20 protein-coding genes and 3 pseudogenes are annotated in these 26759 nt (G+C 60.0%); 10 read left to right on the top strand and 13 right to left on the bottom strand.

Translation table 11 applies throughout. The features are described from left to right. The 3 genes and pseudogenes from AWB74_RS36715 to AWB74_RS36705 all read left to right on the top strand — a co-directional run. On the top strand, window positions 1-217 hold a 217-nt coding region (locus AWB74_RS36715), incomplete at its 5' end, for a glycosyltransferase (protein ID WP_143749392.1). Window positions 218-244: 27 nt separating this feature from the next. After that, window positions 245-1237, top strand: a complete 993-nt coding sequence (locus AWB74_RS36710; protein ID WP_061151510.1) for a UDP-glucuronic acid decarboxylase family protein — start codon at window positions 245-247, stop codon at window positions 1235-1237. Between the two features lie 424 nt (window positions 1238-1661). Then, a pseudogene (locus AWB74_RS36705) lies at window positions 1662-1817 on the top strand (tyrosine-type recombinase/integrase); the annotation flags it as partial. Window positions 1818-2250: 433 nt separating this feature from the next. On the opposite strand, the gene AWB74_RS36700 reads toward AWB74_RS36705, so the two are convergent. The 7 genes and pseudogenes from AWB74_RS36700 to AWB74_RS36675 form a co-directional block, all read right to left on the bottom strand. Next, window positions 2251-4335 carry a hybrid sensor histidine kinase/response regulator gene (locus AWB74_RS36700; protein ID WP_061151512.1) on the bottom strand — a complete coding sequence of 695 codons (2085 nt, stop codon included), beginning with the start codon at window positions 4333-4335 and terminating at the stop codon, window positions 2251-2253. A 197-nt stretch (window positions 4336-4532) separates the two neighbouring features. Then, window positions 4533-5204: pseudogene (locus tag AWB74_RS36695) on the bottom strand (TetR/AcrR family transcriptional regulator). A gap of 96 nt (window positions 5205-5300) precedes the next feature. After that, window positions 5301-5504 carry a cold-shock protein gene (locus tag AWB74_RS36690; protein ID WP_061151509.1) on the bottom strand — a complete coding sequence of 68 codons (204 nt, stop codon included), beginning with the start codon at window positions 5502-5504 and terminating at the stop codon, window positions 5301-5303. Between the two features lie 640 nt (window positions 5505-6144). Then, window positions 6145-6474 carry an ATP-binding protein gene (locus tag AWB74_RS47020; RefSeq protein WP_087039396.1) on the bottom strand — a complete coding sequence of 110 codons (330 nt, stop codon included), beginning with the start codon at window positions 6472-6474 and terminating at the stop codon, window positions 6145-6147. Continuing rightward, window positions 6455-6832, bottom strand: a complete 378-nt coding sequence (locus AWB74_RS48755) for a hypothetical protein (RefSeq protein WP_407642516.1) — start codon at window positions 6830-6832, stop codon at window positions 6455-6457. The genes AWB74_RS47020 and AWB74_RS48755 overlap by 20 nt, the downstream gene beginning before the upstream one ends. Next, window positions 6829-7209, bottom strand: coding sequence for a hypothetical protein (locus tag AWB74_RS46585; protein WP_160110353.1), 381 nt, complete (start codon window positions 7207-7209; stop codon window positions 6829-6831). The genes AWB74_RS48755 and AWB74_RS46585 overlap by 4 nt, the downstream gene beginning before the upstream one ends. 280 nt (window positions 7210-7489) lie before the next feature. Beyond that, window positions 7490-8636 (bottom strand): annotated as a pseudogene (locus AWB74_RS36675) (class I SAM-dependent methyltransferase). 912 nt (window positions 8637-9548) lie between these two features. Between AWB74_RS36675 and AWB74_RS36670 the strand changes: the two are divergent. Both AWB74_RS36670 and AWB74_RS36665 read left to right on the top strand, forming a co-directional pair. Then, window positions 9549-10478: a DnaJ C-terminal domain-containing protein gene (locus tag AWB74_RS36670; protein WP_061151506.1), complete on the top strand. Its 930-nt coding sequence runs from the start codon at window positions 9549-9551 to the stop codon at window positions 10476-10478. A gap of 6 nt (window positions 10479-10484) precedes the next feature. Further along, entirely contained in the window at window positions 10485-10823 is a 339-nt protein-coding gene (locus AWB74_RS36665) for a chaperone modulator CbpM (protein ID WP_061151505.1), read from the top strand. A gap of 194 nt (window positions 10824-11017) precedes the next feature. On the opposite strand, the gene AWB74_RS36660 is transcribed toward AWB74_RS36665, so the two are convergent. The 6 genes from AWB74_RS36660 to coxB form a co-directional block, all read right to left on the bottom strand. Next, entirely contained in the window at window positions 11018-13297 is a 2280-nt protein-coding gene (locus AWB74_RS36660; protein ID WP_061151504.1) for an FdhF/YdeP family oxidoreductase, read from the bottom strand. Window positions 13298-13404: 107 nt separating this feature from the next. Further along, window positions 13405-14133: a hypothetical protein gene (locus AWB74_RS36655; protein ID WP_061151503.1), complete on the bottom strand. Its 729-nt coding sequence runs from the start codon at window positions 14131-14133 to the stop codon at window positions 13405-13407. Window positions 14134-14259: 126 nt separating this feature from the next. Continuing rightward, window positions 14260-15585 carry a c-type cytochrome gene (locus AWB74_RS36650; RefSeq protein WP_061151502.1) on the bottom strand — a complete coding sequence of 442 codons (1326 nt, stop codon included), beginning with the start codon at window positions 15583-15585 and terminating at the stop codon, window positions 14260-14262. A 1-nt stretch (window position 15586) separates the two neighbouring features. Further along, the gene (locus tag AWB74_RS36645; protein WP_061151501.1) at window positions 15587-16066 is read right to left on the bottom strand and encodes a hypothetical protein; all 480 of its coding nucleotides are present in this window, start codon (window positions 16064-16066) and stop codon (window positions 15587-15589) included. Continuing rightward, window positions 16066-18666, bottom strand: coding sequence for a cytochrome c oxidase subunit I (gene ctaD / locus AWB74_RS36640; RefSeq protein WP_061151500.1), 2601 nt, complete (start codon window positions 18664-18666; stop codon window positions 16066-16068). The genes AWB74_RS36645 and ctaD overlap by 1 nt, the downstream gene beginning before the upstream one ends. A 10-nt stretch (window positions 18667-18676) precedes the next feature. Beyond that, the gene (gene coxB, locus AWB74_RS36635; protein WP_061151511.1) at window positions 18677-19732 is read right to left on the bottom strand and encodes a cytochrome c oxidase subunit II; all 1056 of its coding nucleotides are present in this window, start codon (window positions 19730-19732) and stop codon (window positions 18677-18679) included. An 857-nt stretch (window positions 19733-20589) separates the two neighbouring features. On the opposite strand from coxB, the gene AWB74_RS36625 reads away from it, so the two are divergent. From AWB74_RS36625 to AWB74_RS36605, 5 genes are read left to right on the top strand one after another with little or no spacing between them, the layout of a single operon-like run. Then, window positions 20590-22386 carry a thiamine pyrophosphate-requiring protein gene (locus AWB74_RS36625; RefSeq protein ID WP_061151499.1) on the top strand — a complete coding sequence of 599 codons (1797 nt, stop codon included), beginning with the start codon at window positions 20590-20592 and terminating at the stop codon, window positions 22384-22386. A gap of 14 nt (window positions 22387-22400) precedes the next feature. Further along, window positions 22401-23507: an enolase C-terminal domain-like protein gene (locus tag AWB74_RS36620; RefSeq protein ID WP_061151498.1), complete on the top strand. Its 1107-nt coding sequence runs from the start codon at window positions 22401-22403 to the stop codon at window positions 23505-23507. A gap of 39 nt (window positions 23508-23546) precedes the next feature. Beyond that, a complete protein-coding gene (locus tag AWB74_RS36615; protein WP_061151497.1) occupies window positions 23547-24464 on the top strand; it encodes a hypothetical protein in 918 nt (305 codons plus the stop codon). Beyond that, window positions 24461-25108 (top strand): gluconate 2-dehydrogenase subunit 3 family protein, encoded by a 648-nt coding sequence (locus AWB74_RS36610; protein ID WP_061151496.1) that lies wholly within the window; start codon window positions 24461-24463, stop codon window positions 25106-25108. Before AWB74_RS36615 ends, AWB74_RS36610 begins: the two co-directional genes overlap by 4 nt. Window position 25109: 1 nt before the next feature. Beyond that, window positions 25110-26753 (top strand): GMC family oxidoreductase, encoded by a 1644-nt coding sequence (locus tag AWB74_RS36605; protein ID WP_087039394.1) that lies wholly within the window; start codon window positions 25110-25112, stop codon window positions 26751-26753. Window positions 26754-26759 lie beyond the last annotated feature (6 nt).

Below are 26759 nucleotides of genomic sequence, written 5' to 3'. Positions count from 1 at the left end.
TGCGACGACCGAGCTATCGACCGTGATTCGCAACGGCGAAAGCGGCTTCATCCATACGGATACGCAGGCGCTCATCGGCGCGATGCAGCACCTGCTGCGCGATCCCGCCGAAGCGCGGCGCCTCGGCGAAGGCGCGCGGCGGACCGCGCTCGAACGCTTTCATATCGACCGCTTTGCGCGCGACTGGGACGAGGCGTTGCGCTATGTGTGCAGCTAGCGGACCAAACCGACAGGACATCACGACATGAGAGAAGCGTATAGAAAGCGGATTCTGGTGACGGGCGGAGCGGGGTTTCTCGGCTCGCATCTGTGCGAGCGGCTGCTCGCGCTGGGTCATGACGTGCTGTGCGTCGATAACTTTTACACCGGCACGAAGGATAACATCGCGCATCTCCTCGATAGCCCGAACTTCGAACTGATGCGTCACGACGTGACGTTTCCGCTTTATGTGGAAGTCGACGAGATTTATAACCTCGCGTGCCCTGCTTCGCCGATTCATTACCAGCACGATCCCGTGCAGACGACGAAGACGAGCGTGCACGGCGCGATCAACATGCTCGGGCTTGCGAAGCGCGTTCAGGCGCGCATCTTTCAGGCATCGACGAGCGAAGTGTACGGCGATGCGCACGTGCATCCGCAGCAGGAAGCGTATTGGGGCAACGTGAATCCGATCGGTCCTCGATCGTGTTATGACGAAGGCAAGCGCTGCGCGGAAACGCTCTTCATGGATTATCGGCGGCAGCATGGCCTGTCGATCAAAATCGCCCGTATCTTCAACACGTATGGGCCGCGCATGCATCCGTCGGATGGGCGCGTGGTGTCCAACTTCGTGATGCAGGCGCTTTCCGGCGAGCCGATCACCGTGTATGGCGAGGGCAGGCAGACGCGCTCGTTCTGCTATGTCGACGACATGATCGATGCGTTCATCCGCCTGATGAACACGCCCGAGGAAGTTATCGGGCCGGTGAATCTGGGGAACCCGCACGAGCTGTCGATGCTCGATATCGCGCGGCGCATCATCGAGCTGACGGGGTCGTCGTCGGAGATCGTGTTCAAGCCTCTGCCGATGGATGATCCGTGGCATCGTCAGCCGGATATTTCGATGGCGCGTGAGGTGTTGGGGTGGATGCCTACGACGGCGCTCGATGACGGGCTCACGCGCACGGTGCAGCATTTTCGCGAGGTGACCGAGGCCATGCAAGCGCGCAACGCTCAGTGCCGTCAGGCAATGGCGTAAGCACCCCGGCCGGTCCGCGACAAAGCTTTACGCGCACGGTTATCGAGGCATATCGATTGCTCAAATGGACAGCAGTACAGTGCTGAAGGTCAATCAAGATCGGCATCATGAATCTCGCCGCGACATTCTCATCTTGTTTGTTGCGCGTCTCTCATCCAGATTGTCGCGCCACACATTCTCGCTGATTTCGCGCGACCGACTCTGCCAGACTGCCCGCTTCCGGCCTGCGATGTCCCCGCGCCGGGTGTCGCGAATTACCGCGCCGTCCATTCAATGCCCATAAAAGCAGACGCCTGCGGTGCGGTTTAGCACAAACATTTTTTTGATTACCGATCGCGGACTGGGCCCGATCGGCCTGTTCACGCGTCAGTAGCCGCGATCGCCAACCAAAAAAATCTCTGCTTTATCTACCCAGCGATCTAACAGACACAGCGCCGGTTCCCACATGGCCGACAGCAAGGTAGATCTACGCATAGTTCGCGATAATCTGGGGCACGCATCGCTGAGCACCACGAGTATCTACCTGCACGTCGACGATGATCGACGTCATCAAGAAACCGAAGCAAAGGTAGACTGGTGAACATTAATAGCGTCGCGCCCGACCCCTCGCCACGCAGTGCCCTTTGCTCTTCATCCAGTCATCGCAATACCGTTCATGAAAGTACTTGTGCCAGAAGCGCAGATCTCTGCAGATAAACAGACGCTCAGCTTCGTCCTCGAGTGGCACGGGAAGAACGTCCCATGCGCCTTGCCGCACGTTGCGCGACCGCTTCAATGCGAGGGAACCCGTCCCCGAACGCTCTCACCATTCGGGCTTCGTCCGCATCGGGCGGGAGCCAGAAGAACACCTCCAAGCACTTGGCAACTGTTCGAAAAATATGCGCTCACAAGCCGGATGCTTCGACATGGACTGCCGCGACTCGGCAAAACTAAAAATCGGGTCACATGAAAGCAGCGCAGACGGTCGTTTTAGGGCTTTGTAAAGGCCCGACCATTAGTTGCATTCGTAAGGGTTACGCTCGGCGACCGCCGTGCGATGAAACGTGCTTAGGATCGACCTTCGAAAGAGTTGCGATTCGCGTCACGATCGCAAGCAAGGCTTCAACATCGACAGGTTTAATCAAATGGCTGTCGCATCCCGCGCTCGCAGAGCGCGCCTTGTCCTCCGGCTGGCCGTAACCAGATACGGCGACGATCTCAAGATGCTGATCGACACTTTGTTGCTGTCTCAGACGGCGCGCGACCTCGTAGCCGCTAATGTCCGGTAGACCGAGGTCAAGGAAGACTAACCGTGGTTCAAAGGCTGCCGTAATCTGAAGAGCCTCTTCCCCGCTGTGCGCGGTGCGCACATCATGCTCGTCCAGAATCATCGCAAGCGACACTGCGACATCCACATTGTCGTCGACAATGAGGATCGGCAATCGAAGGGAGGAGCGAGCCTCTCCCTCAAGTCCGGGCATCGCCTCTTGCGTGTTGGCGTCGCAGATCGGTAGACGTATTTCGAACTCACTTCCCCTGCCCCGGCCCTCGCTCCTGGCGACAATCGTCCCGCCGTGCATTTCCGTCAGCGTCTTGCATACCGACAACCCAATACCGAGACCGCCCCTCGAGTGTTCACCGTGGCCTGATCCTTGCACGAACAGATCGAATACATGGGGAAGCGCATCGCCCGTGATGCCTGTGCCGGTATCCGATATGGTAACGCGCACTTCGCACTCGACAATCGCCGCGCGAACCGTGACTCGACCTCCTTGGTCCGTATATTTGATGGCGTTATCCAGAAGATTCGAAAAGATCTGGATGATTCGAGACGGATCGCCGTCGATGTAGGCAGGCTCTTCCAGCGACAGCCGCACGACGTCCTGATGACGCTGCAGCGCAGTCTGGGCGGTCATTTCGAGTGCATGGTCCAGCGCTCGCCGGATGTCGAATACCTCGCGCCGCAATTCGATCTTACCCGTTGTGATCCGCGATACATCCAGCAAGTCATCGATCAGATGCGCCAGGTGTCCAGTCTGACGTTCGATCACGTTGCGCAACCATTCCCGCTTCGCCGGATCGTCCCCGGCTCCGTGACCCAAGAGGTGCGCCGCGTTGCGTACAGGCGCCAGTGGGTTGCGCAGTTCATGCGCGAGCGTTGCCAAGAAGATGTCCTTACGGCGTTCCCCGTCCTTTAACTTCGCTTCCGCATCAGCCCTCTCAGTTACGTCGCAGAGGCTCCCAATGAATATGTAATCGTCCTGTTCAACGAGCGGACGGAAGTGGCCGAACATCTCTACGGTCCTAAGCGCACCGTCCGCCACCCGGCTCAGGCGGAACGCTACATGGACGGGATGCGCCGAGACCAGTCGAGACCTGAAATGAGATAGCAGCAAATCGACGTCGTCCGGATGCACAAGCGCCATGAACTGTTCCGCGGTCAGCGGACCTTGCTCCTCCGGCTGCCCGGTGATCCTGTACATCTGGCGGTTCTCCCACACACCTGAACGCGACGCGCCACGCCATTCGAAGATGCCGATGCCAGCAGCACTTGTGGCGACGCGCAACCGCTCCTCGGTGTGCTGAAGCGCGCCCAGCGCCTTTTGCAAACCGTCTTGGGCGGTTGACACCTCCACAGCCTGTCGTTGCAACTGAGCCTCGATCGCAGCTTCGATGATCGCCCGGAACGTGCGCTCGACGATCTCGTGAGCCAGCATGTGAACATCGACCGTCGCGGAAACGGGAGCAAAGTACGCGCGGATCTCCTCCTTCAGGCAACGCTGCACTTGTTCAATGTTGCGAAACAGATCCGTCACCCGACACTCTCTCGGCAGCAGTCCTCCGGGGAATGCGCCACGCTCGTTGTCCGTCGGCACATCAGAGCGGTCAGCGCGTAGCAGCGCTTCGCATACCTCCGAGACCATATAGGAAAAATACCGCATCAGCCTGCGTTTGCCTGCCCACTCGATCGACCCGCACTGCGTCGAGGGCATAGCCACCACGCGACGCAACAGCGCGCGCCGTGACCCAGCCAACCGCCCGGCGAGGCTACTCAGCGTGAGGTGTGCTTGTGGGTCAACGATCGACTCGGTCTTTTCCGGTACGCTGCTGTGGGACAACACTGAGTCCGAATCGCGGGCATCGAGGACCCGTCTCGTGTCAGGGAAACGATACGTCATGAACAGTATATGGGGGTAGTTCGGCTTGGCGCCCAGCCTACGCATTGTCAGTCGACAATCTCCGTTGTCTGCGTGGCTGGCCTGCTCATAGGAAGATTGCTGTTGTTAAGAAAGGCTCGCGGGAGCTATCAGACACTCTATTGCTCAGTATCGGGCGAGCGCTCATTCGTTTCAGACGAGCCGGGGCGCAAATACGAAAGCACCATTTCGAGATGCATCATGGCTATCGACCTCTGATAACTTGGCTCCGCGTAATTCCGGCCTGTGAACGCTTCGATGGTGAAACGGTTCGAGATGATGTAATACCCGAGACCGACCAACGTCACGTAGAAATCCAGTGGATCGATGCCTCGACGAAAGTGCCCTATTGCTACACCGCGCTACAACGTTGAGCGGAGTACCTCGATCACCGGGGAGATCGTCGCACGCAAGCTGCTCGACCGATCGAGGTATCGCCCTTCATGCAGATTCTCGTTGTTGACGAGACTCAGCCATTGTGGGTTCTCTCGAAGGTGTGCCCAGATCGACTTGGCCAGTTTTCGAATAGCGTTTGCCGGCTCCATGCCGGACAAGTCGAGACGCCCTTCTCGCTCGGCGAACTGCGCGTACATTGCTTCGAGCACGGCGATGTACATTCCCTCCTTGCTTCCGAAGTAATAGTAGAGCATCCGCTCATTCGTGCCTGCCTCATTGGCAATCGCGTCGACACGTGCGCCAGCGAGCCCTAACTTCGCGAACTGCTCAGTCGCGGCGTCGACGATTCTTCGGCGCGTTCCTTCCGGATCACGCCTCACTCTTTGTTCGTTCACAGACGGTCGACCTTCAAATCGTGACGCCCCCTCGCCCGTTATCGCCGTTGGTCAATCGCCCAACAGGTTGCCTGGTGCGCCGTCGGGGCGACTGCATTACAAAGGCTGGATATTAGCGGCTTGTTTGCCCTTCGCACCCTGCTTCACATCGAAGCCGACCTTCTGGTTTTCTTGCAGCGTCTTGAAGCCGTCGATCTTCACCTCAGAGAAGTGCGCGAACGAATCTTCACCACCGTCGTCCAGTGTGATGAAACCGAAGCCTTTTGCGTCGTTGAACCATTTCACGGTGCCAGTTGCCATTTGCTTCTCCGGTATTTTGTCCATGTCGAAGCCGCCGCGCGCTCGACGCCGCGACTGAGCTGCATGGAGTGGCGACATTGACTAAAGAGATTCTCCAGAGTCATCGTTACGATGATCCTGTATCGTCTCGACAACGCGAACACTCGAGCCGTTTTCAAGATGGCCCGTTAAACGTCCGCTTTCGCCTTTAACTTAAAATCTCGAAGCGTTTCCTTTTCGACATGCGATTGATGAAGCGTGGCGACGACTTGTCCAGCTGCATGCAGCCCGGTGGTTTGATACTGGTAGATTTTATGTCTGCGCCACGACCTCGACACCGATCGTGTCCTATCGATTACCAGATACATCTGTGCCGTGAGCCTTCTCATGACCAGCCGCACGCTCTCTCCAGCCGCGTCGGAAACGCGCGACGACCGTCGCGAGCGTAATTTCTGTATAGGCCAGGTATTGCAATGAACGTTGCAACACCGGCGACGATGCATCCCATAATAATTTTGCGCTTGGGGTTGAAAGCTATTTTGTAGCTGACGGCGGAGAATTAGTATTTTTAAGAACTGAGCGTCTCTCCGCCCTTTCAGGAAATGATTAAAACATGCACTGTAAGTACCAGTAATCGGGGTTAACGTTGAATCGCAATCGCTTAAAGCGATCGTTCGTTTCTATCGAACCGTTTTTTACCGGAACCCCAGCACCAGATCGATGCCGATCCAGCCACGACGATGTGCGCTGCCTCCCAATCAAAGCTTTGTCTCCTCATGCATCTTGTCAAGTGTGAAGCGCCGTGCCGAACAATGGTCGTGTCCGGCGGCAGGTGCAATTCGAGGTGATGCCGTCTGGTCCTGATAATGGGCGCGGCCTGCTCGACGGCGTCCATGAGGACGCGTCCGATGTCCTGAGAGGCCTTGTCAAGCGTGGCGAGACCTCTCGCCACCCGGGATACATCGAACAGATCATCGACCAGTTGGCTCATATGTGCGACCTGACGGCCGACGATTTGACTCGTCTGGCGCACTCGCCCAGCGGGTACATTCGGCACCTGCAGGAGCTCCGCTGCCGCCCCGATCGGGGCCCGGGTTTCGCAGCTCATGCGCCAGCATTGCGAGGAACTTGTCCTTACGCCTGTCGGCGTCCTTCAGCCTTTCCTCGGCTTCTTTGCTTTCCGTGTTGTCACTCGTCGCCCCGACCCATCCATAGATGTCGCCGGCTGCCTCCAGCATGGGGACGGACCTCGAGAGAACCCAGCCACAACCGCCGTCCAGTCGCCGCACCCGATGCTCGAGCTGGAAGATGGTCTTTCTCTGAATCGCGTGGTGAACGGCCTTGCTCACAAATTGCTGATCTTCAGGCGGAATGAAATCCCCCAGCCAGGATTGCTCGGGTTGCGCCACATCTTTGAGAGAGCCGCGACCTTCCAGCTGACAAAGGGCCAAGCGCTCGTGTGGCGGCGCGAAAGCAGCACGAACCGCGCATCGTCCGTGTCGAGCCGGCTCGGACCCAACGACGGCACCATGTTCGCAAATACGTGGAAGGCATGCTGATCCCTGAACGCAGCTCTATTTCCGCGGCCCGGAGAACCAGCTCGCCTTGCGCACACGAACTCGCGCAAGGCGTGGATGAGAAAACGTGGCAGTTTCATCTGCGCCGAGGCGATGACTCGACCTAGTTCCGCGACGTTATTGGCGATGTGGAGCTTGCGACGAAACATTCGCCATCGAGCGCGGTGAGCAGTTGTCGGCCAAAGACAGCCTGACAGCGATCACAAGACTGGTTCAGGCGCGCTACACGCAGCCGGAACCCCCCGCCATGTGGAACGTACTTGCGCCGTGAGCGGAAAACGCGCGGCAGTGAGGTGCGTCATGCTGCCATCGGGGCCGGGGAAGAAACCATGCGTCCCTGACGTCGACGCGCGGGATAACAAGATGCGATTTGAGCAGGGAGAAAATGTGCCTGCGTCGGACGCCTCGATCTCCTCCTACGCGTTTCGTTCAGAGCGCATTCTCATAGATATACCGGCGCGACCACGGCAGGGTCTTCGAGCTGCGCCCCGCCTTGTGGCAGATCACCTGATAGATGGACACGTCGTCGTTCTCGAATGCGTACGAGCATCCCGCGAGATAGACGCGCCATATGCGGAAGTGCTCATCATCGACGAGTTATTTCGCTTGCTCCGCGTTCGCCTCGAACCTTTCAGCCCAGATGCTCAGCGTATGTGCGTAATGCCGGCGCAGGCTCTCAACGTCGATCGCTTCCAGCCCGTCGCGCTGCATCGATTCGAGCGCGACCCTGATGTGCGGCAGTTCGCCATCGGGGAACACGTACTTGTCGATGAACTCGCCGCCGCCGAACGAGGTCTCGCCGCTGTCCGCATCCGACGACGTTATGCCGTGATTCATCGCGATGCCGTCATCGACGAGCAACTCGTGAATTTTCCCGAAATAGGCCGGCAGATTCTTGCACCCGACGCGCTCGCACATTCCGACGCTCGTGATGCGGTCGAACTGCCCGGGAATGTCGCGATAGTCCTGCAGCCGGATCTCGATCTTGTCTTTAAGACCCGCCGTCTTCACGCGCTCGGTGGCGAGTTCGAACTGGTTCTCCGAAAGCGTGACGCCCACGCACTTCCCGCCGAATTTTTGCGCCGCGCGGATCACGAGCGCGCCCCAGCCACAGCCGATATCCAGCAGCGTGTGGCCCGGCTGCACCTGAATCTTGGTGAGGATGTGATCGATTTTTTTAAGCTGCGCGGTGTCGATGTCTTCGTCGCCGTTCTCGAAGTACGCGCAGGAGTACACCATGTTCTTGTCGAGCCACAGCCGAAAGCGTAGCGTCGCAAGCGGGCGAGCTTGCCCGCACTCGTCACGGTGCTCTTCGCGAGCTGGTGGCGTTGATGATGTCGGTGAGCTCGCCTTCGATATCGATCTTGCCCTTCACGTAGGCTTCGCCGAGATTGTCGAGGCTCGGTTCAAGTAGGTATGGCAGCGCGGTCGCGCTCTTCACATGCAGCGTCACGTGAGGGGCGGCGAACTTTCCGAAATCGTGCTGCTGTCCATCCCACAGCACAAGCCGCGCGGGGAGATCTGCCCCAGCGCGCACGTGCTCAACCCACCGCGTCAGTTTCTTCTCCCAGAACATGCTTGTTTCTCCGCGCTAGCTGAATCAAAGAGGGGCGCACGCCATCATGTTTGTTACTGCTGCACGTTGATCAGCACGATTCGCGCCGACGGTCGCGAATGTCACTGCGGAGTTTGCGTATCTGTCACGCCAAGTTTGATCCCGATAGGCACATGTAAGCATGTTTTAACGTGGGCATAGGACAATCGCGATCGGCAGCGGCGATTTTGCTTTCGCCGCTCTTCGCGTCATCGAGAGACGACGAAGCGAAAATCTAGAGGCTACCCGAGCGGCTACGAAGGCGCCACCGTTCAGAGCGCGCTGCTTGCCGCGTTGCGCATGGCGTGGAACCGGGACACAGAACGCCGATATCCCGCCTGATGACGCGTTTGAGATCGAACCAATCCGATCGTAAAGCCAAAGTCGCTTTAAAGCCGTAAGTACATCTGTGTGGATCGGGCGTCCCCTTTGCGATCGGCATCTTCAAGGTCTCGTGGCAGGCCTGACCGTAGAGCGTAGCCGCCGCTTCCGTCGGAAATACTGTTGCGCGTTCCAGGCTTCGACGAAGATGCAGTGTGCAGCGTCGAATTGTTGGGTCGTCGCTTGCTCCGATCACCAGAAATCGGGCGGACCTGAAGCGGCCCGCGGCAGGCGGATGGGTCCGGCGGCGCACAGTTCAGAGTTTGTTCCACAGAGGAACGTCAGCGAGGCGAACGGACGTCTTGTATAGATGGCTCAGCGCGCAGTTTCGCTTCCGAAAGAACACGAGGTGGCCCATGAAAAACCGGCGCGCGATTGTTAAGCAACTTGAGACAGCAACATGAGGAACGTTACCTGATCGCGTGCTCGCCCGTTGTATAGTAGTAAGTGATCGGGGCGCCCCGGAGCACCGCACGTCTGCCCTGAGTCGATGATCGGACAAAACGGGAAACGATGAAATACAAGGACTATTACGCCGTCATGGGCGTTCCGCGAACGGCTAACGAAGCGGAGATCAAGACCGCTCATCGCAAGCTCGCACGCAAGTTTCATCCGGACCTCAACAAGGACGCCGATGCCGAAGCGCGCTTCAAGGAGGTCGGCGAGGCCTGGCAGGTTCTCAAGGATCCGGAGAAGCGCGCGGCATTCGACGCGCTCGGCACCGGTTACAAGGACGGCGACGAGCTCCGCACGCGTCCGGATGTCGGCGAAGATTTTGCATACAGCGGCGGCCACGACTCGCAGGACGTCAATGACTTTTTCAGCGACTTGTTCGGCCCGCGCGCGCGACATGCATCTCGCTCCGATGCGCCCAAGTGGCCCGGCGAAGATCTCCACGCGAAGGTGTCCGTCAGTCTCGAAGACCTGTACAACGGCGCGCAGCGTACCTTCTCGGTGGAGATGCCCGTGATCGACGACCAAGGACACGTGACATATCAAACGCGCACGCTCGATGTCGCGATACCCAAAGGCATGCTGGATGGCCAGCGGCTGCGGCTCGCGGGCCAGGGCGGCATGGGCGTCGGCAACGCACCGCGCGGCGACCTGTATCTCGAGATTACGCTGGACGAGCACAAACGGTATCGCGTCGAGGGGCGCGACGTGACCACGGATCTTCCTCTCGCACCGTGGGAAGCCGCGCTCGGCGCCGAAGTCGTCGTTCCCACGCCTTCCGGGCAGGTCACCGTGACCGTCCCGGCGGGGTCGTCAGCCGGCCGGCGTCTCAGGCTCCGGGGCCGCGGAATTCCCGGCAATCCCTCCGGCGATTTCTACGTGATGCTGAACATCTTGCTGCCTGCCGCAGACACCGACGCCAAGAAAGCCGCCTACGTTGCGATGCGCGAGGCGTTCAATTTCGATCCGCGCGCGCATTATTACGGGTGATCCGCCATGAACGAAAACGATCCTTCTTGCCTTCGAGGCGAAATCGTCGAGGAACACATCGAGTTCACGCTGATTGAACTTTGCCGTATCACGGGCGCGTCGAGCGATGATTTCGTCCGATGGGTCGAAGAAGGCGCCTTTGAGCCGCGAGGCGCGCGCATGGAAGAATGGCGATTTAGCGGAACTTGCCTGCGCCGCGCCATTACCGCGCAAAGACTGACGAAAGATCTGGAAGTGAACGCACCAGGCGTGGCGCTCGCGCTCGATCTACTCGAACAGATCGACGCTTTGCGCAAACGTCTTGCTCGCCATGGCGATCGCATGCACAGGTCTGACGCAGTCTGAGAAGCCGTAGAGGACAGTTCAGCAATTCAACGTACCTCCCAGCCGGTCTCGGGCAGCGGACCGCCGCTCACTTCGACGTCGGCCGGGCGGCGAGCCCATAGCTCAGTGAAGGGGCTGTGCAGCACTACGCGCGTACCTAAGAAGGCGCTCCGGTGCGTCGTGCCGGCAAAGGCGGACCCCATCCGCGTCGACAGTCAAACGATCCGCACCGGAATCGACTTCGCGCCCGGCACCTTGCTTTCCTTCGCATAGTGCCAAAGCGGCAGAAGCACGTTGCACTCAGGATAGTAGCCGCCGATGCAGCCTTCGGGCACTTCATAAGCTTTGATCTCGAGACCCTCGAGACGCCGGTCGATGCCGTCGTCAGCGATCGTCTGCAAGGTCACCTTCTGCCCTTCCTGAAGTTGACGCTTCTGCATGTCAGCCTTGTTCATCAGGATGACCATGCGCGTGCCCTTTACGCCCCGGAAACGGTCGTCAATGTTATAGATGGTCGTATTGAACTGGCTGTCGCTGCGCAAGGTCATGAGGCGCAGCGCATCGGGCGTCTTCTGGGGCATGTCCGGGTCTTCTCCCAGCGACTCCGGCGCCATGAACTCCGCTTTTCCCGATTTCGTTTTCCATTGCCGACGCCGCGCCGGAAGCGGCCGGTGAAAGCCGCCGGGTTCCCACATGCGTGCGTTGAAGTCGTGAAAAATCTCGGGATAGGTCTTTGCGATTTCGTTACGCACGAGCGCGAAGTCGTTTCGCCACGCATCCCAATCGACGGTGGAGCGCGACCCGAGCGTGGCCTTCGCAATGCCTGCGACGATGAACTGCTCGGAGCGCGCCTTCTCGCTCGCAGGCTCCGTGACGCCCTTCGAACCGTGCATGCAGCCGGTGCTGTCTTCCATGGATACGGCCTGCTCGCCCATCGGCGTGCGGTGGAACTCGATGCGACTCAGACACGGCAAAACGTACGACACTTCGCCGTGCACCAGATGACTCCGATTGAGTTTGGTTGCCACGTTGACCGTCAGACGCAGGCGACCCCACGCCGGCTCCGTCTGCAATCGATCTGGTACGGAACGCACGAGATTGCCGCCCAGGTTGACCACGGCTTTGACTTCTCCCTTGACGATGCCTTCGAACGCCTCGATCGTGTTCATGCCTTTTTTCCTCGGCGGCTCAAATGAAAACTGTTTTGCGAGTTGATCGAGCGGCGCGAGTTCCGGCTTCTCCGTGATGCCCACGGTGCGTTGGCCCTGCACATTGGAGTGTCCGCGGATTGGCGAAGGACCTGCGCCCGGCTTGCCGACGTTGCCGCGCAACAAGAGCAGATTGCAAAGCATGCGTACGTTTTGCACGCCAAGGCGATGCTGCGTCAGTCCCATGCCGTAGTGAGCCATCACGGCATTCGCGCGCATGTACTCGGCGGCGGCATCGCCCAGCGCGGCGCGTCCGAGACCGCTGATGCGTTCTATTTCGCTCCACTCGGTTTCGCGGGCGCATGCGGCAAATGCATCGAAGCCGCTCGTATGTTCTTCGATGAACGCTACGTCGATCACGCGCGGCAGGCCTTGCCCCTTCGCCTGATCGTCGGCCTCGATCACGGCCTTGCAGATGCCGAGGATGGCGGCCGTGTCGCCCCCCGTCTTGACCTGGTGATACTGCGTGCTGATCTGCGTCTCGGCAGGCGTCAGCATTTGCACCGGCGACTGCGGGTTGGCGAAGGAAACGAGTCCCGGTTCGCGCAGCGGGTTGAAGGTGATGATGGGCACGCCTCGTTTGCGCGCGTCCTGAAGGTGGTGAAGCATGCGCGGGCTGTTCGTGCCCACATTCTGACCGAAGAAGAACATCAGGTCGGTCTTTTCGAAGTCGTCGAGTGTGATGGTGCCCACGCCGACACCGATCGCTTCCTTCAGTCCAACGCTCGAACTTTCATGGCACATGTTCGAGCTGTCGGGCAGGTTATTGCAGCCGTACATCCGCGCGAACAACTGATACATGTAAGCCGTCTCGAGCGAAGCGCGCCCCGATGTGTAGAAGACGACCTGCTCGGGATCCATCGCATTCAGTTCCCGGCCGATTTCCGCGAAGGCATCCTCCCAGCTCACTTCCACATAACTATCCGAGGCCGCGTCGTACCGCATGGGCGCGGTCAGACGGCCCGCCTCTTCCAGATCGTGGTCGTGCCAGTTCAAAAGCGACGTGACAGTGTTCAACTCGAAGAACGCCGGCGTCATGCGCTTGGACGTGGTGTCCCACGCAGTGGCTTTTGCCCCGCTTTCGCAGAACTCGAATGTATGAGGGTCCGCCGGCTTGGCCCACGAACAGCTCACGCACATGAAGCCGTCCGGCTTGTTCTGTTTCAGCAATATTGCGCTGTCCTTGAGTGGGACTTTTTCCTGCATCAGGATCGTGGCCACGGATTTCAGCGAACCCCAGCCGCCGGAGGCAAAAGGATAGGATGAACTCTTACTGTTATTGCTCATGACCGCGGGCTCCGGAGAAATATCATGACGTGACATTTAGCAAAACCTATTCCGCCACCACCGTCGTCTCGCCTTGATGTGTCGCGACAGCAGTCCACCCTCAGTTTCTAGAAGCTGAGTAAGAGCGCCGCATACGCAGCCGCACCGAACAAGAACGGAGTGAACCGGCTTCGGCGGTCTTCGGGCAGCTCCTCTTTCAGCACGTTCAGAATGACGCCGCCAGCCAGGATCGCAACGAGGGCGCTTGTTGCGACATCAGGTATTCTGATAAAGATGCCGATGACAACGCCGACGACGATCGCCGCCGAAACAAGCCAGCGACCTACCGAAATGTAGGTTCGCTTGAATTCCTTGCTCAGCCCGAAATCCGTGACGAGGAAATGGAGTGCCATGGCAACGAAGAAAATTATGAGCGGCCTGATCGAGCGGAAGTTGTTCGCCAGCAGGTATCCGATGAGGACGTTGTAGATCGCGAACGAGGTCATATGAAACCAAAAGATCCCGGTGTCTGACGTGGTTTCAGTGGAAGCCGCATCGTGCTCAACGTGGGATTGTTTTGCCGCTCGCTCCAAACCGTAGAAGACCACGAGCCCAGACAGGGCCATTAGATAGACATGCTGGTCCAACGCTTTGAAGATACCGCTGACCGACTTGCGAATGATTTCTTGGCCCGCAGCCAGCTCCGGAAGCAAGTGGACAAAGACGTAAGAGACGGATATGCCACCAGCCGCAGATAGCCAAATACTCCGTGGCGTGCCCTCGAGAAACCTGAGTCGCGCTCCAAACAAGTGGACGATGATGAGCCCACACGTGGCGACAAAGATTGCTACGACCATTGGTGTGACCCTCCGTGTGGCACATCGCCCGCCTTCACCGGTCCGCGTCCCTCCGTTACACAAAGGAAGGCGCACACCTTGCTTTTCTGATCGGGGCTCGGCTCGTCGCGCTTCCTGCTCGCCGGGTTACTGATGGATGGCCGATCGCAGTCGCTCAACTTCCTGATCTGAGACAGGCGCAGCATGATTGCCCCATGCGCCGCGGATGAAGCTCACTACCTGAGCGATCTCCGCGGACGTCAGCTTGCCGTGAAAACCGGGCATCTTCTGAGGCGCGGGTCCCGTATCCGTTTTTGGGCTTTTGCTGCCTTCGATCACGATGCGCATTACTGAGGTCGGGTCTTCGGCCAGCACCAGCGGATTGGCCGCTAGTGCCGCGACTTTTCCGGGCTGACCTCGTCCGTCCGCCTGGTGGCACCGCGCGCAGAAGGATAGATACACACCGGCGCCAGGGCGCTCAACTTCACCGGTCCGGATGCTTAGCGCGGTTTGCACTTGGGCGTGCGCGTTGTTCGCGAAACTGCCGTAAGTCTGTTGTGCGGGAAGTGATTTCAAATATACCGCGATCGCCTGAAGATCCGCGTCGGACAGATGCTGCGTGCTCTCCTCAACAACGGGGGCCATTGCGCCAAACGCGATGGCACCCGCGCCGTGGCCGGTTTGCAGGAATTTGACGATGTCGTCGGCAGACCAGCGCCCAAGCCCGCTTCCTGGGTCGCCGGTCAAGTTTGGCGCGAGCCAGTGATCGTTGACCCCACCTGTCAGATACCAGGGTGACGCTTCGCTATAGCCGAGTTCGTTGTAAGCGGGGCCTCTCGGCGTGTGACATGCACCGCAGTGTCCAAGCCCTTGTACTAGATACGCGCCTCGGTTCCACTGCGCGGTTTGTTTGGTATTTTTTTGGTACCGGTCGTGATTGCCGAACGCGAGACTCCAGAACAGCATGCCCCAACGTTGATTGAACGGAAACGGCAAGTGCGTTTCGGGCGCACGCTTGGCGGCCGGTGCGACGCCGTGCATCAGATAAGCGTATAGCGCGCTCACGTCATCGTCCGTCATGTTCGCGAGCGACGGATATGGCATTGCCGGATAAAGCCGCTTGCCGTCACGGCGCTTACCCACGCGCAGGGCGTCGGCGAAATCTCGCAAGCTATAGTGGCCAATACCGAACACCGGGTCCGGTGTGATGTTGCTTGCATAGATCGGACCAAACGGCGAGTTGACCGGCATGCCACCGCCCAACGGCGTGTGATCCGCGGCGTCGTGGCATGCACTACAGTCGCCGGCTTTTGCAAGATATTCACCCCGAGCAATCAGCTTCGGGTCGGTCGTCAACGGTGACTGGCCCCTGATGCTATCCGATAAGCGATCCGTCGACCGTTCGCCACATGCGCTCAACGCCACAATCATGAGCGCACTGACAAGCCAGTTTCGAGTTCTGATCGCGTTCATGTCAATGCCACTGGCTACAAGATTGGAAAAACACTTCGGCAAGGACCGTGAACACCAGCCCGACGACAAATCCGCAGCCGATCAGCGCGCTGCACAGTGCAATGAAGCGCTTACGACTCACCTCCTCCTCAGCGCGCGACGGCTCCTCGGACGACTCTGCATCCGAACGCTGTTCTTTGACCTGCTTTTCCTTGCGCCTTAAGAACACGAAGCCGTACACGGCCAGTGCGGCGCATATCGCCGTGACGGCGAAGGCAGCGATCGACGTTCCATACAACCATCCATCGAGATTCGGAAAGACAGGTTTGACACGCGGGATCGATCCAGCCGAGCAGGCTTGGGCGGAGATCGTCTCAGAGACCATCACTTGAAGCAGCCATGCGCCGGGCGCGAAGAAAAAGCCAGCACTCGCACATAGCCCAAGCCGGCGCTTCTCGCTTTGGGTGAGCGCAGACTTCTCCGCGGAGACGGGCGTTTGCATCAGTGGCCTCGCATCCAGAACGGCGTCACATACAACGACGTAAAGATGAATAGCCAGACGACGTCGACGAAGTGCCAATAGAGGCCGCCGATGCGCATCGGTGCGTTGCGTTCCGCGTCGAAATACCCTAACGCGATCCAGACCGCGAGTAGAACAAGAATGACCAGTCCAACGGCGACGTGGGCCATATGAAAGCCCGTGATAGTGAAGTAGAGGGAGCCGTAGAGATGAGCGGTAATGCCGTAGGGATGGTCGTGCCACTCCTTCCACTGCATGCCAGCGAACGTCACGCCCAGCGCAATAGCGACCAACATCCAGCCGAAAGCCGGCCATCGCTTACTTCTTTTAAGCGTTCGCTCGGAGAGCCACGCGAACACGCTGCTCAAGATGAGTGTGCCGGTGCTCAGCGCACCTGTGCCGATTTTCGGCATGCCCTCCGGCGGCCACGGGAGAGTCGTCTGCGACTGTGAGTAGAAGTAGCAGAAGATCAAATAACCGAAAAGACTCGCTTCCGTTGCGACGAGTGCCAGCACGCCCCACCATCCCCCCGAGTGCTCGCCTGCACTTCCGACCGGCAGGGCGTCCTTGCTTCTGCCAGTGTTCGCGGGAACGGTCTGCGCTGGTCCGGGAGGCTCGCGCTGCGCGAGCGCGCGCCGCGGCCACATCCACGCGATGAGCGTTGCGCCTGCCGCCGCGAGGGCCACCAAGGTAAAAGACGGCGAGCGCAGCAACACGCCGACGAAAACAAGCGCGCCAAAGAATCCGAGAAAGAATGGCGACCAGGCATCCTCGGGCATCTTGAGAATGACATCGGGGCTGCCGCTGAAAGGGTGTACTCCAAGCGCCTCGCGCCCTCGGTGAAGCAAGTATCCTGATGAAAGACTCGACTGCCGCCCCTTCGGCTGCAGGCGATTCTCCCACATCGGATGCCGCGATTCGATCACCGGCAAAACCGCAAAGTTGTACGGCGCCGGAGGCGACTCGGTCGACCATTCGAGCCCTGGCGCGTCCCACGGGTTCTTCGGCGCTTCGCGTCCGCGGCGTGCAGAGACGAGCGCGTTTGCCACAAAGAGCAGAACGCCTAACGCAAAAATGAACGAACCGATCGTCGTGATCAGGTTCGACGTATCCCATCCCATGCCTTCAGGATAGGTGTAGATGCGCCGAGGCATGCCGAGCAAACCCGAGATGTGCATCGGGAAAAAGCCAAGATTGAACCCCACGAGGATGATCCAGAACGCGATCTTGCCCCATCGTTCATTCATCATCCGTCCGGTGAATTTTGGAAACCAGTAGGTGATTCCGCCGAAGACGGGAAAAACGTTGATCCCTAGCAGCACATAATGCAGATGCGCGACGACGAAGTAGGTATCGGTAAGCTGCCAGTCGAGCGGCACTGCGGCCGTCATCACGCCGGAGACGCCGCCGATGACGAACATCAGCACAAAACTCGCGAAATAGAGGAACGGTACGGCGAAGACGGGTCGTCCAGTCCAGATCGTCGCGACCCATGCAAACACGGCGACCGCGCTTGGAATCGAAATGAGCATGCTTGCCGCGCCAAAGAAGGCCAGTGCCAGGGGCGTGATCCCGGTTGCGAACATGTGATGGATCCACACTTCGAAGCCAACGATCATCGTACCGACGGTCGCCATTGCCACCGCCGCATAAGCGACGAGGGGACGACGGCAGAAGGTCGGCAGGGCATCCGAGACGATGCCCATAGCCGGCAGGACCACGACGTAGACCCACGGATGCGCGAACATCCAGAACAAGTGTTGCCAGAGCAGCGGCCGGCCGTCGCTCGCCACGTCGAAGAAATGCGTACCAATATTGCGGTCCATCCACAGCAGCAGGAACGCCAGACTCACCGACGGCACGGCAAAAAGGTTCGCGAACGAAATAGTCAGCGTGCCCCAGACGATAATCGGCAGCCGGTCCACCGACATGCCGACCGCACGCATGCGAAAAAGCGTGACCACAAAATTCACTGCCCCAACGGTCGTCGAGATGCCGAGCAGCACCATACCGAGGGAATAGACGTCGATATTTATTCCACGGCTGTACTCCAGCGATGAAAGTGGCACATAGTTGAACCAGCCGGCGTTGGGCGCCTGCCCGAACGGAAAGCTGCCGTAAAGGAAGATGCCGGCAAAGAGAAAGACCCAGTACGAAAGCGCGTTCAGACGGGGAAACGCCATATCGCGAGAGCCCAACATGAGCGGCCAAAGGAAATTCGAGAAGCCGCTGAGCACCGGAAGCGCATACAGGAAAATCATCGTGATGCCGTGCATCGTGAAAAGCTCGGCGAACTGGCCAGGCGTCACCAGTGATTGGTTCGGCTGCGCAAGCTGCAGACGCATAACAAGCGCTTCAAGTCCGCCCAGCAGAAGGAACAGAAATGCAGTCACGATATAGCGCAAGCCGATCTTTTTGTGATCGACGGTAGTAATGAAACCGCGCCAGCCCGAATCGCCTTCCCAGATTTCACGCAGGCGCTTCTCGGCCTCCGACCCCTCGGGCACGCTGCCAAATTCAGGCTCACGTCGGAACGCGACCCGATGGGCCTGCGCAGCGCTTCGATCACCGATGGCGGCCATCGTCTATTCCTTACTTAAGAGTGGCGAGGTAGGCCGACAAATCGCCCGCTTCAGCGGCCGAGAGCTTCATGTCAGGCATTAGCGTGCCGGGCTTGATTTCCTGGGCGTGCTGAATCCAGTCGATCAGGTTCTCTGGTGTATTGACGACGCTTCCTGCCGCAAGCAGCCGACGCGACAATACGTGGGTGAGATCCGGCGCCTGAACCCCGTTCGCCTTGCTTCCGCGAACCGTATGGCATCCCGCGCAGCGTTCTTCGAAGAGCTTCCTTCCTCGGATCGCTTGCGCTGTCGACGGTGCGGGTGCTGCCCCCATCTGCGCGGCGTACCAGCGGTCATAGTCAGTCTGCGGCTGCGCGTACACCTCGAACGCCATGTGGGCGTGCTGCACGCCGCAGTATTGCGTGCATTGGCCTCGAAAAATGCCGGGGTGGTCCGCCTGGATCCACTGCCGGTTCGTGGTACCAGGAATCGTCTGCGTTTTACCCGCCAGTTCGGGCACCCAGAACGCGTGAATCACGTCGGCGCTTTTCAGCAAGACGAGCACGGGCACGCCGGACGGGATGTGCAACTCGTTGGCGGTTGAGAAGTGGCGTTCGCCGTCCCCATAGTCGACTTTCCACCACCAGTCGTAGGCGGTGACCGTCACGGTCGAACGCGGCGTCTCTGAAGGGTCGGCAACCTCCGCGAGCACGGAGAGCATATAGACGGCGATGCCGAAAAGCGCGATGGTCGAGAGCACCGAGCCGACGTACACCAAACGCAATCCTCCTTCGGAGACGAGCGCTCGCGCGTCCTGCGGCTTCCTACGTCGAAACATGCCGATGAGAAGCATTCCGGCGATGATGACGCACACGAGCAGGCATATGATCGTAAGCGTCCATCCGAGATAAACGACTGGCTGTGCGGCGGGCCCCTTGCTGCGCAGAAAATACGCGAGCGGCGTCGACGCAGCCGTCAGCGAGTCAGCCTCACGTGGCGACGCTCCGGCGGCTAGGGCACCTAGATGAAAGAGCGCCATGGCGAGCAAGGCTCCAACCTGCACAACCGGCGCGAAAACACGGCGCACTAACACCACGCTATCTCCTAAGAACGCCCGGACCAAAAAACACCGAAATGCATTGAGCGCTCTTGCTGCGCCCGCTGATGCTTCAATGACGTTGCTTCGGCGTGCGCTGCCTAGAGCAACGCTTATTCCAGTCCTCGATGACCGCAACAAACCACCGCGCGCCTTCACGAGTTCATTTGCAAGGATATGTATCACAGTGTGATATTTCTTCAAACGCTTGAAAAGTTTTCTGCGGTCTGCTCGAGCTGATCGCCGGACTGGAACCGGCGGCGGTATGGACAAATCCTGAACGAGCACGATAGGCCCCGGTGATGAATGATTGACAGGGAGGTGTACGGCGAGTCATGCCCACGAAAAAAGGATCTGGAGCGCGTCTCGCACTTTCGGTATGTCTTCAGAACGTTCCTGCGCTACTCACCCGGAATAGATAACGCAGTTAGCCGGGATCACCCCGTTTCAATATTCCCTGCTACGTCACGTGCACGGCATGTCGGGACGCTCCCGGGCGACGGTCGGGCGCTCGCCGAGCGTCTGCAGGCCGCCTCTAATGGCACCGGTGCATGGGTCTCTCGCGGCGAGCGCGCGCAACTCGTCGCGCGTAAGGTCGGCGACAAAGATCGCCGGCATGCGCAGGTGCATGTCACCCGTAAGGGCGAGCGGTGCCTGTATAAGCTCGCCGCCCTACATCTGGACCACGTCAGCGAGTTCGAGCGGCTACTCGCAGAGACCTAACCGTTACCCTCATGTAGACGAACCGTTAGCCAGTCCCACAGCGCGGCACAGTCATTGCATCACGTTGTGATATATCGACTATAACCATAGTCACTACCCTCCTCGCTGCAACCTGGGAGCAAACTATGTCCACTACTGTCGGCGACTTCCTGGTCGGCCGCTTGCACGCATGGGGCGTGCGCCGCATCTTTGGGTATCCGGGAGATGGCATCAACGGCATCCTTGGGGCGTTGAACCGCGCAGAAGGCAAGATCGAATTCATTCAGACGCGGCATGAGGAAATGGCCGCCTTCATGGCTTCAGCGCACGCGAAGTTCACTGGCGAGCTCGGCGTGTGTCTGGCGACATCCGGACCCGGTGCAGCCCACCTCCTTGCAGGTCTTTACGACGCGCGACTGGATCACATGCCCGTTCTTGCCATCGCCGGTCAACAAGCCCGCGCGTCGCTCGGTGGCCATTATCAACAGGAAGTCGACCTTCAGTCGATGTTCAAGGACGTCGCGGGCGCTTTCATCCAACAAGCAAGTGTGCCCGCGCAGGTTCGTCATCTTGTTGATCGGGCCATCCGCACTGCGCTAGGCGAGCGAAAGGTCGCGGCACTCGTGTTTCCAAATGATTTGCAGGAACTCAAATACGAGCCGCCGCCGCGCAAGCACGGAACCCTGCATTCGGGGGTAGGTTATCGCGCGCCCAAGACGATCCCCTATGCTGATGATCTTCAACGCGCCGCCGAAGTCCTCAACGCGGGCAAGAAGGTGGCAATCCTGGTCGGCGCGGGCGCATTGCAGGCGACCGATGAAGTGATCGCGGTGGCGGAGAAACTTGGCGCAGGCGTCGCAAAAGCACTCCTGGGCAAAGCCGCGCTGCCCGACGATCTGCCTTACGTGACCGGCTCAATTGGTCTGCTCGGCACGGAGCCAAGCTATAAGCTGATGACCGAATGTGACACGTTGCTGATGATCGGCTCGGGCTTTCCTTACTCGGAGTTCCTCCCGAAGGAAGGTGCGGCGCGCGGGGTACAGATCGACATCAAGCCCGACATGCTGTCTATCCGGTATCCGATGGAAGTTAATCTCGTTGGCGACAGCGCGGAGACATTGCGCGCGCTTTTGCCACTGCTCGAACACAAGGCGGATCGCGCATGGCAGGAGGGTATCGAAGGCTGGATGACTGACTGGTGGAAGAAACTTGAGAAGCGTGCGCTAGCGTCGGGAACAACCGGCGTCAACCCGCAGCGCACGGTATGGGAGCTATCGCCGCGCGTGCCGCCGAACGCCATCGTAACCAGTGACTCTGGATCATGCGCAAACTGGTACGCGCGCGACCTCAAAGTCAAGCGTGGCATGATGTGCTCGCTCTCCGGGGGACTCGCGTCCATGGGCGCGGCCGTCCCCTATGCGATCTCGGCGAAATTCGCGCATCCCGAGCGGCCAGTTATCGCACTGGTCGGTGATGGCGCGATGCAGATGAACAACATGGCGGAATTGATCACGGTCGCGAAGTACTGGAAGCAATGGTCCGATCCGCGCTGGATATGCATGGTGCTGCACAATGACGACCTGAATCAGGTTACGTGGGAACAGCGCGTGATGAACGGCGACCCGAAGTTTGAGGCGTCGCAAGACATTCCGTCGGTGCCATACCACCGCTTTGCCGAATTGATTGGGCTGCGGGGTCTCTATGTCGACCAGGCCGAGCGCATGGGCGCAGCGTGGGAGGACGCGCTGGGCTCAGACCGCCCCGTTGTCATCGAGGTGAAAGCCGATCCCAACATTCCACCGCTGCCGCCGCACATTACCCTGCAACAGGCGAAAGCGTTCGCCACGACGCTCTTCGAAGGAGATCCGGACGAAGGCAACATCATCGTTGATACCGCGAAACAGGTGCTGGGTGCGGTGCTGCCTGGGCATAAGGACAACTAACCGGGGTCTTCGCCATGCACCTCACAAAACGGGAGGCGCCGGTCGAAGCGATTCGGGCCCGCGCCTACACCATCCCGACAGACCGGCCAGAAGCCGATGGTACTTTCGCCTGGCAATCCACGACGCTTGTCGTTGTGGAAGTCACTGCGGCGGGCAAGACGGGCATCGGCTATACGTATACCGACGCGACTACGGCCGCCTTCATCGAGTCGACGCTCACCCCAACGCTCGTCGGCGAAGACGCGTGGAACGTCGACGCGCTGTGGATACGCATGCAGCAGCGCGTGCGCAACATCGGCCGCTCAGGTATCGCGGCATGCGCGATTTCGGCCCTCGACTGCGCACTGTGGGACGTGAAGGCACGGCTGCTCGACATGCCCCTCGCGCGTCTATTAGGCGCCGTTCGCAGCGAAGTTCCACTTTACGGTAGCGGCGGCTTCACGACCTATACGGACGACCAGATTCGCGATCAGCTCGCTGGCTGGGTGCATGAAGAGGGCTGCCGCTGGGTCAAAATCAAGGTCGGCACGCAGCCATCGCGTGATCCGCACCGCGTATCGGTCGCGCGCGAAGCCATTGGGGACGGCGCCGGGCTCTTCGTCGACGCAAACGGGGCGTTGGATCGAAAGCAAGCGCTTTTCTATGCCGAGCAGTTCGCGCGAAACGGCGTCGAGTGGTTCGAAGAACCGGTGTCATCGGACAATATTGGCGGGCTCGCATCGTTGCGTAACGCGTTGCCCGCGCATATGGAGCTAGCTGCGGGTGAATACAGCTACTCGCTCGACGACTCGCTCCGATTGCTTGCGAACAATGCCGTGGACGTCGTTCAGGCCGATGCCACGCGATGCGGTGGCATCACCGGCTTCCTACGGGCGGCGACGCTTTGCGACGCGTTCCATATACCGCTCTCAGCGCACTGTGCGCCCGCGCTGCATTTACACGTGGCCTGCGCCGCGCCGCGTCTTCGGCATCAGGAATGGTTCCACGATCACGTGCGCATCGAGTCGATGCTTTTCGATGGCGCACCGTGCGCGCGCGACGGCGCCATCTCGCCGGATTGGTCAAGGCCCGGTTGCGGCCTCGACTTCAAGCATGCGGATGCGCACCGGTATGCCGTTTAAAAACCGCGGCGAACGATTGAACAAAACGAATCGAAGAACATGACGCAAACCAGAACAATCGACATTGCCATCGGCTGCGGGATCGCTGCGACGGGACTCGCGCTCGTGCGGCTTGGCGGACAGAAGGCGCAGCGCTCGCTGGCGCAGACGCACATCGATACGGCGCGCACGTTCCACCGCAGCTCGGCGCTGCTCGCGTTGTCTGTACTGACGGACAGCGCGATGGAGCACTATCGGGGCTCCTTCGATAATCCCGCGATGTACACGCCGCTCGTCGTCTCGACACTCTCATTATTCGCCGGCCTTCATGGTGGCTCCGATCACGAGCCGGCACGCCACCGCGTGCGGGATGGGATCTATGTCAGTGCTGCGCTTGCCGGTGTCGCCGGTACCGGGTTTCATCTGTACAACATCACGAAGCGCCCCGGCGGCTGGAGCTGGCACAACCTCTTCTATGCTGCGCCGATCGGCGCGCCGATGGCGTTGCTCCTCTCCGGTGCGCTGGGGGCGGTCTCCGAACGGCTGCTCGACGAACCGGCCCACGAGCCGCGTCTTTTCGGCATGCCCGCAGGACAGGCACTCGCGCTCGTCACCAGTGCCGGACTGCTCGGCACGCTCGGCGAAGTCGCGCTGCTGCATTTTCGCGGCGCGTTCCAGAACCCGGCGATGTACTCGCCGATCGTCGTTCCGCCCGTTGCATCGGCCCTGCTCATCAACACCGCGCTTAGCCGTCCGCGTGAGCACTGGTTCACGCGGCTGTGGCTGCGCCTGACGACGGCGCTCGGCTTTATCGGTGTCGGCTTTCATGCACGCGGCGTCGCCCGCGCGCGGGGCGGCTGGCATAACTGGAGCCAGAATCTGTTCAACGGTCCGCCATTGCCTGCACCACCCAGCTTTTCGGCGCTCGCTCTCGCGGGACTCGCGGCGCTGCGTCTTCGCGAGACGGAGAAGAAATGAAACACCTGCCCCGCTATCCCGGCTATGACGTGATGACCAAGCGCGACACGCCGTCATGGGACGAGGTCACGCGAAATGTCATCGACGAACGGCTTACGACCCCCGACGACCCGCACTTCTTCGATGTTGTCCAGTGGCGCGCACTCTGCGCGCTGTGCGCGTGCATCGTGTCGCGTAATCAACAACGGCCCACCGTGCCCGTCGCCGCGCTCGTCGACGCGCGCCTTGAGAAGAACACAGGCGACGGCTATCGCGACGCTCGCTTGCCACCGATGCGCGATGCGTGGCGCATCGGCCTTCGCGCGCTGGACGCCGAAAGCCGTGCGCGTCACGAACTGCCGTTCGCAAGCATCGATGATGACGCGCGCCATGCACTTTTGATCGACATGCAGCAAGGCAAGCTCGACCGCACCGAATGGGAAGGGATGCCGAGCGCCGTCTTCTTTGCGGAACGCGTGCTGCATGATATCTGCGGGATGTACTACGCGCACCCACAGGTGTGGAGCGAGATCGGCTTCGGCGGCCCGGCTAATCCGCGCGGCTATGTCCGTATGGTCGCCAACCGCCGCGACCCGTGGGAAGCCGCTGAAGCGACACCCGGTCACGAGGATGCTGCGCAGAGTGAGAACCGCCGTGTCCGCTGAATTGCCACATGATGCGCAGCACGTCCCGCGCGGCAAGAATGGCCGCGCGCCCGACGTGTTCCATCCCGGCGCATGGATTCCGATGCGCGAGTATCCGCAGGACGAAGCAGTGGACTTTGCGATTGTCGGCACCGGCGCGGGTGGCGGCACGCTTGCCTGTCGTCTCGCAGAGAAAGGCTTCAAGGTCGTCGCGTTCGATGCCGGCGCGTGGTGGCGTCCGCTCGAAGAATTCGCATCCGATGAGACGCATCAGGGCAAGCTCTTCTGGACCGACGAGCGCGTCTGCGACGGCGAGAATCCGCTCAAGCTCGGCAACAACAATAGCGGCAAGGCGGTCGGCGGCAGCACCGTTCACTTCGCTATGGTCTCCCTGCGCTTTCGCCCGGAATGGTTCAAATCACGGTTGCTTCTCGGCTATGGTGCGGACTGGCCGATCGACTGGCGCGAGATGTGGCGCTATTACGGAGAAGTCGAAGAGGCACTGAAGATATCTGGGCCGGTGAACTATCCTTGGGGACCCAAGCGTCCGCGATACCCGTATCGCGCGCATGAGTTGAACGCCGCGGCGCTGGTGCTCGCGCGCGGCTGCGAAGCGCTCGGCATCGACTGGGCCCCGACGCCACTCGCGACCGTCTCCGCGCCGCGCGGAGAAGCGCATCCGTGCGTCTATCGCGGATTCTGCGTGTCAGGCTGCGCCACCAACGCCAAGCAGAGCGCGCTCGTCACCTGGATACCGCGCGCCGTGCGCGCCGGCGCTGAGATCCGAGATTTGGCGATGGTGGGCCGGATCGTTATGGGCGACGACGGACGCGCCACCGGCGTCGAGTATTTCCGCGAGGGACGCTGGCAGTTTCAGCGCGCACGCAACGTCGTGGTCGCGGGATACGCGATCGAAACGCCGCGCCTGTTGCTGAACTCGGCGACAGACCGCTTCCCCGATGGCCTCGCCAACAGCACCGGTCTGGTAGGCAAGAATTTGATGGTGCAAATGAATCAGGCCGCATGGGGCACGATGGACGAAGAGATTCGCTGGTACAAGGGTCCGCCGTCGCTCGCCCTCACCGAACACTGGAACTACGAGGACAAGGGCAAGGACTTCTTCGGGGGCTATTGCTACATGAGCCAGGGGCCGCTGCCCGTCGCATGGGCGTCGACGCAAACCGGCCGAGGTCTGTGGGGACAGCAACTCGTCGATGAGATGCAGAAGTACAACCACCAGGCGGGGCTCAAGATCGTTGGGGAGGCGATGCCGCAAGAGCGCAACCGTGTGACGCTCGACGTCGAAAAAGATCAATATGGACTGCCCGTCGCCCGCGTGACGTACTCACTGTGTGAAAACGACAAACGCCTTGTCGCTCATTCGCTCGACTTCATGAGCCTCGCACTGGAAGCGGCCGGCGCACGCGACGTCTGGCGGGAAACCGATGACACCTGCCACCTCAATGGCACCGCTCGGATGGGAGACGATCCCGCTACGAGCGTTGTGAACGCTGACTGTAGAAGTTGGGACATTGACAATCTTTGGATCTGCGATGGCTCTGTCTTTCCAACGGTCGGTGGGGTGAATCCGTCCCTGACCATACAGGCCATCGCGCTGCGCACCGCGGACAGAATCGAGGCGTTAGCCGCTCGCGGAGAGCTCTAGTGGAAA

It is taken from the genome of Caballeronia arvi (assembly GCF_001544695.2).
In the GTDB taxonomy this organism is placed as follows: Bacteria; Pseudomonadota; Gammaproteobacteria; order Burkholderiales; family Burkholderiaceae; genus Caballeronia; species Caballeronia arvi.
This window is presented reverse-complemented; position numbering and strand designations above follow the sequence as displayed.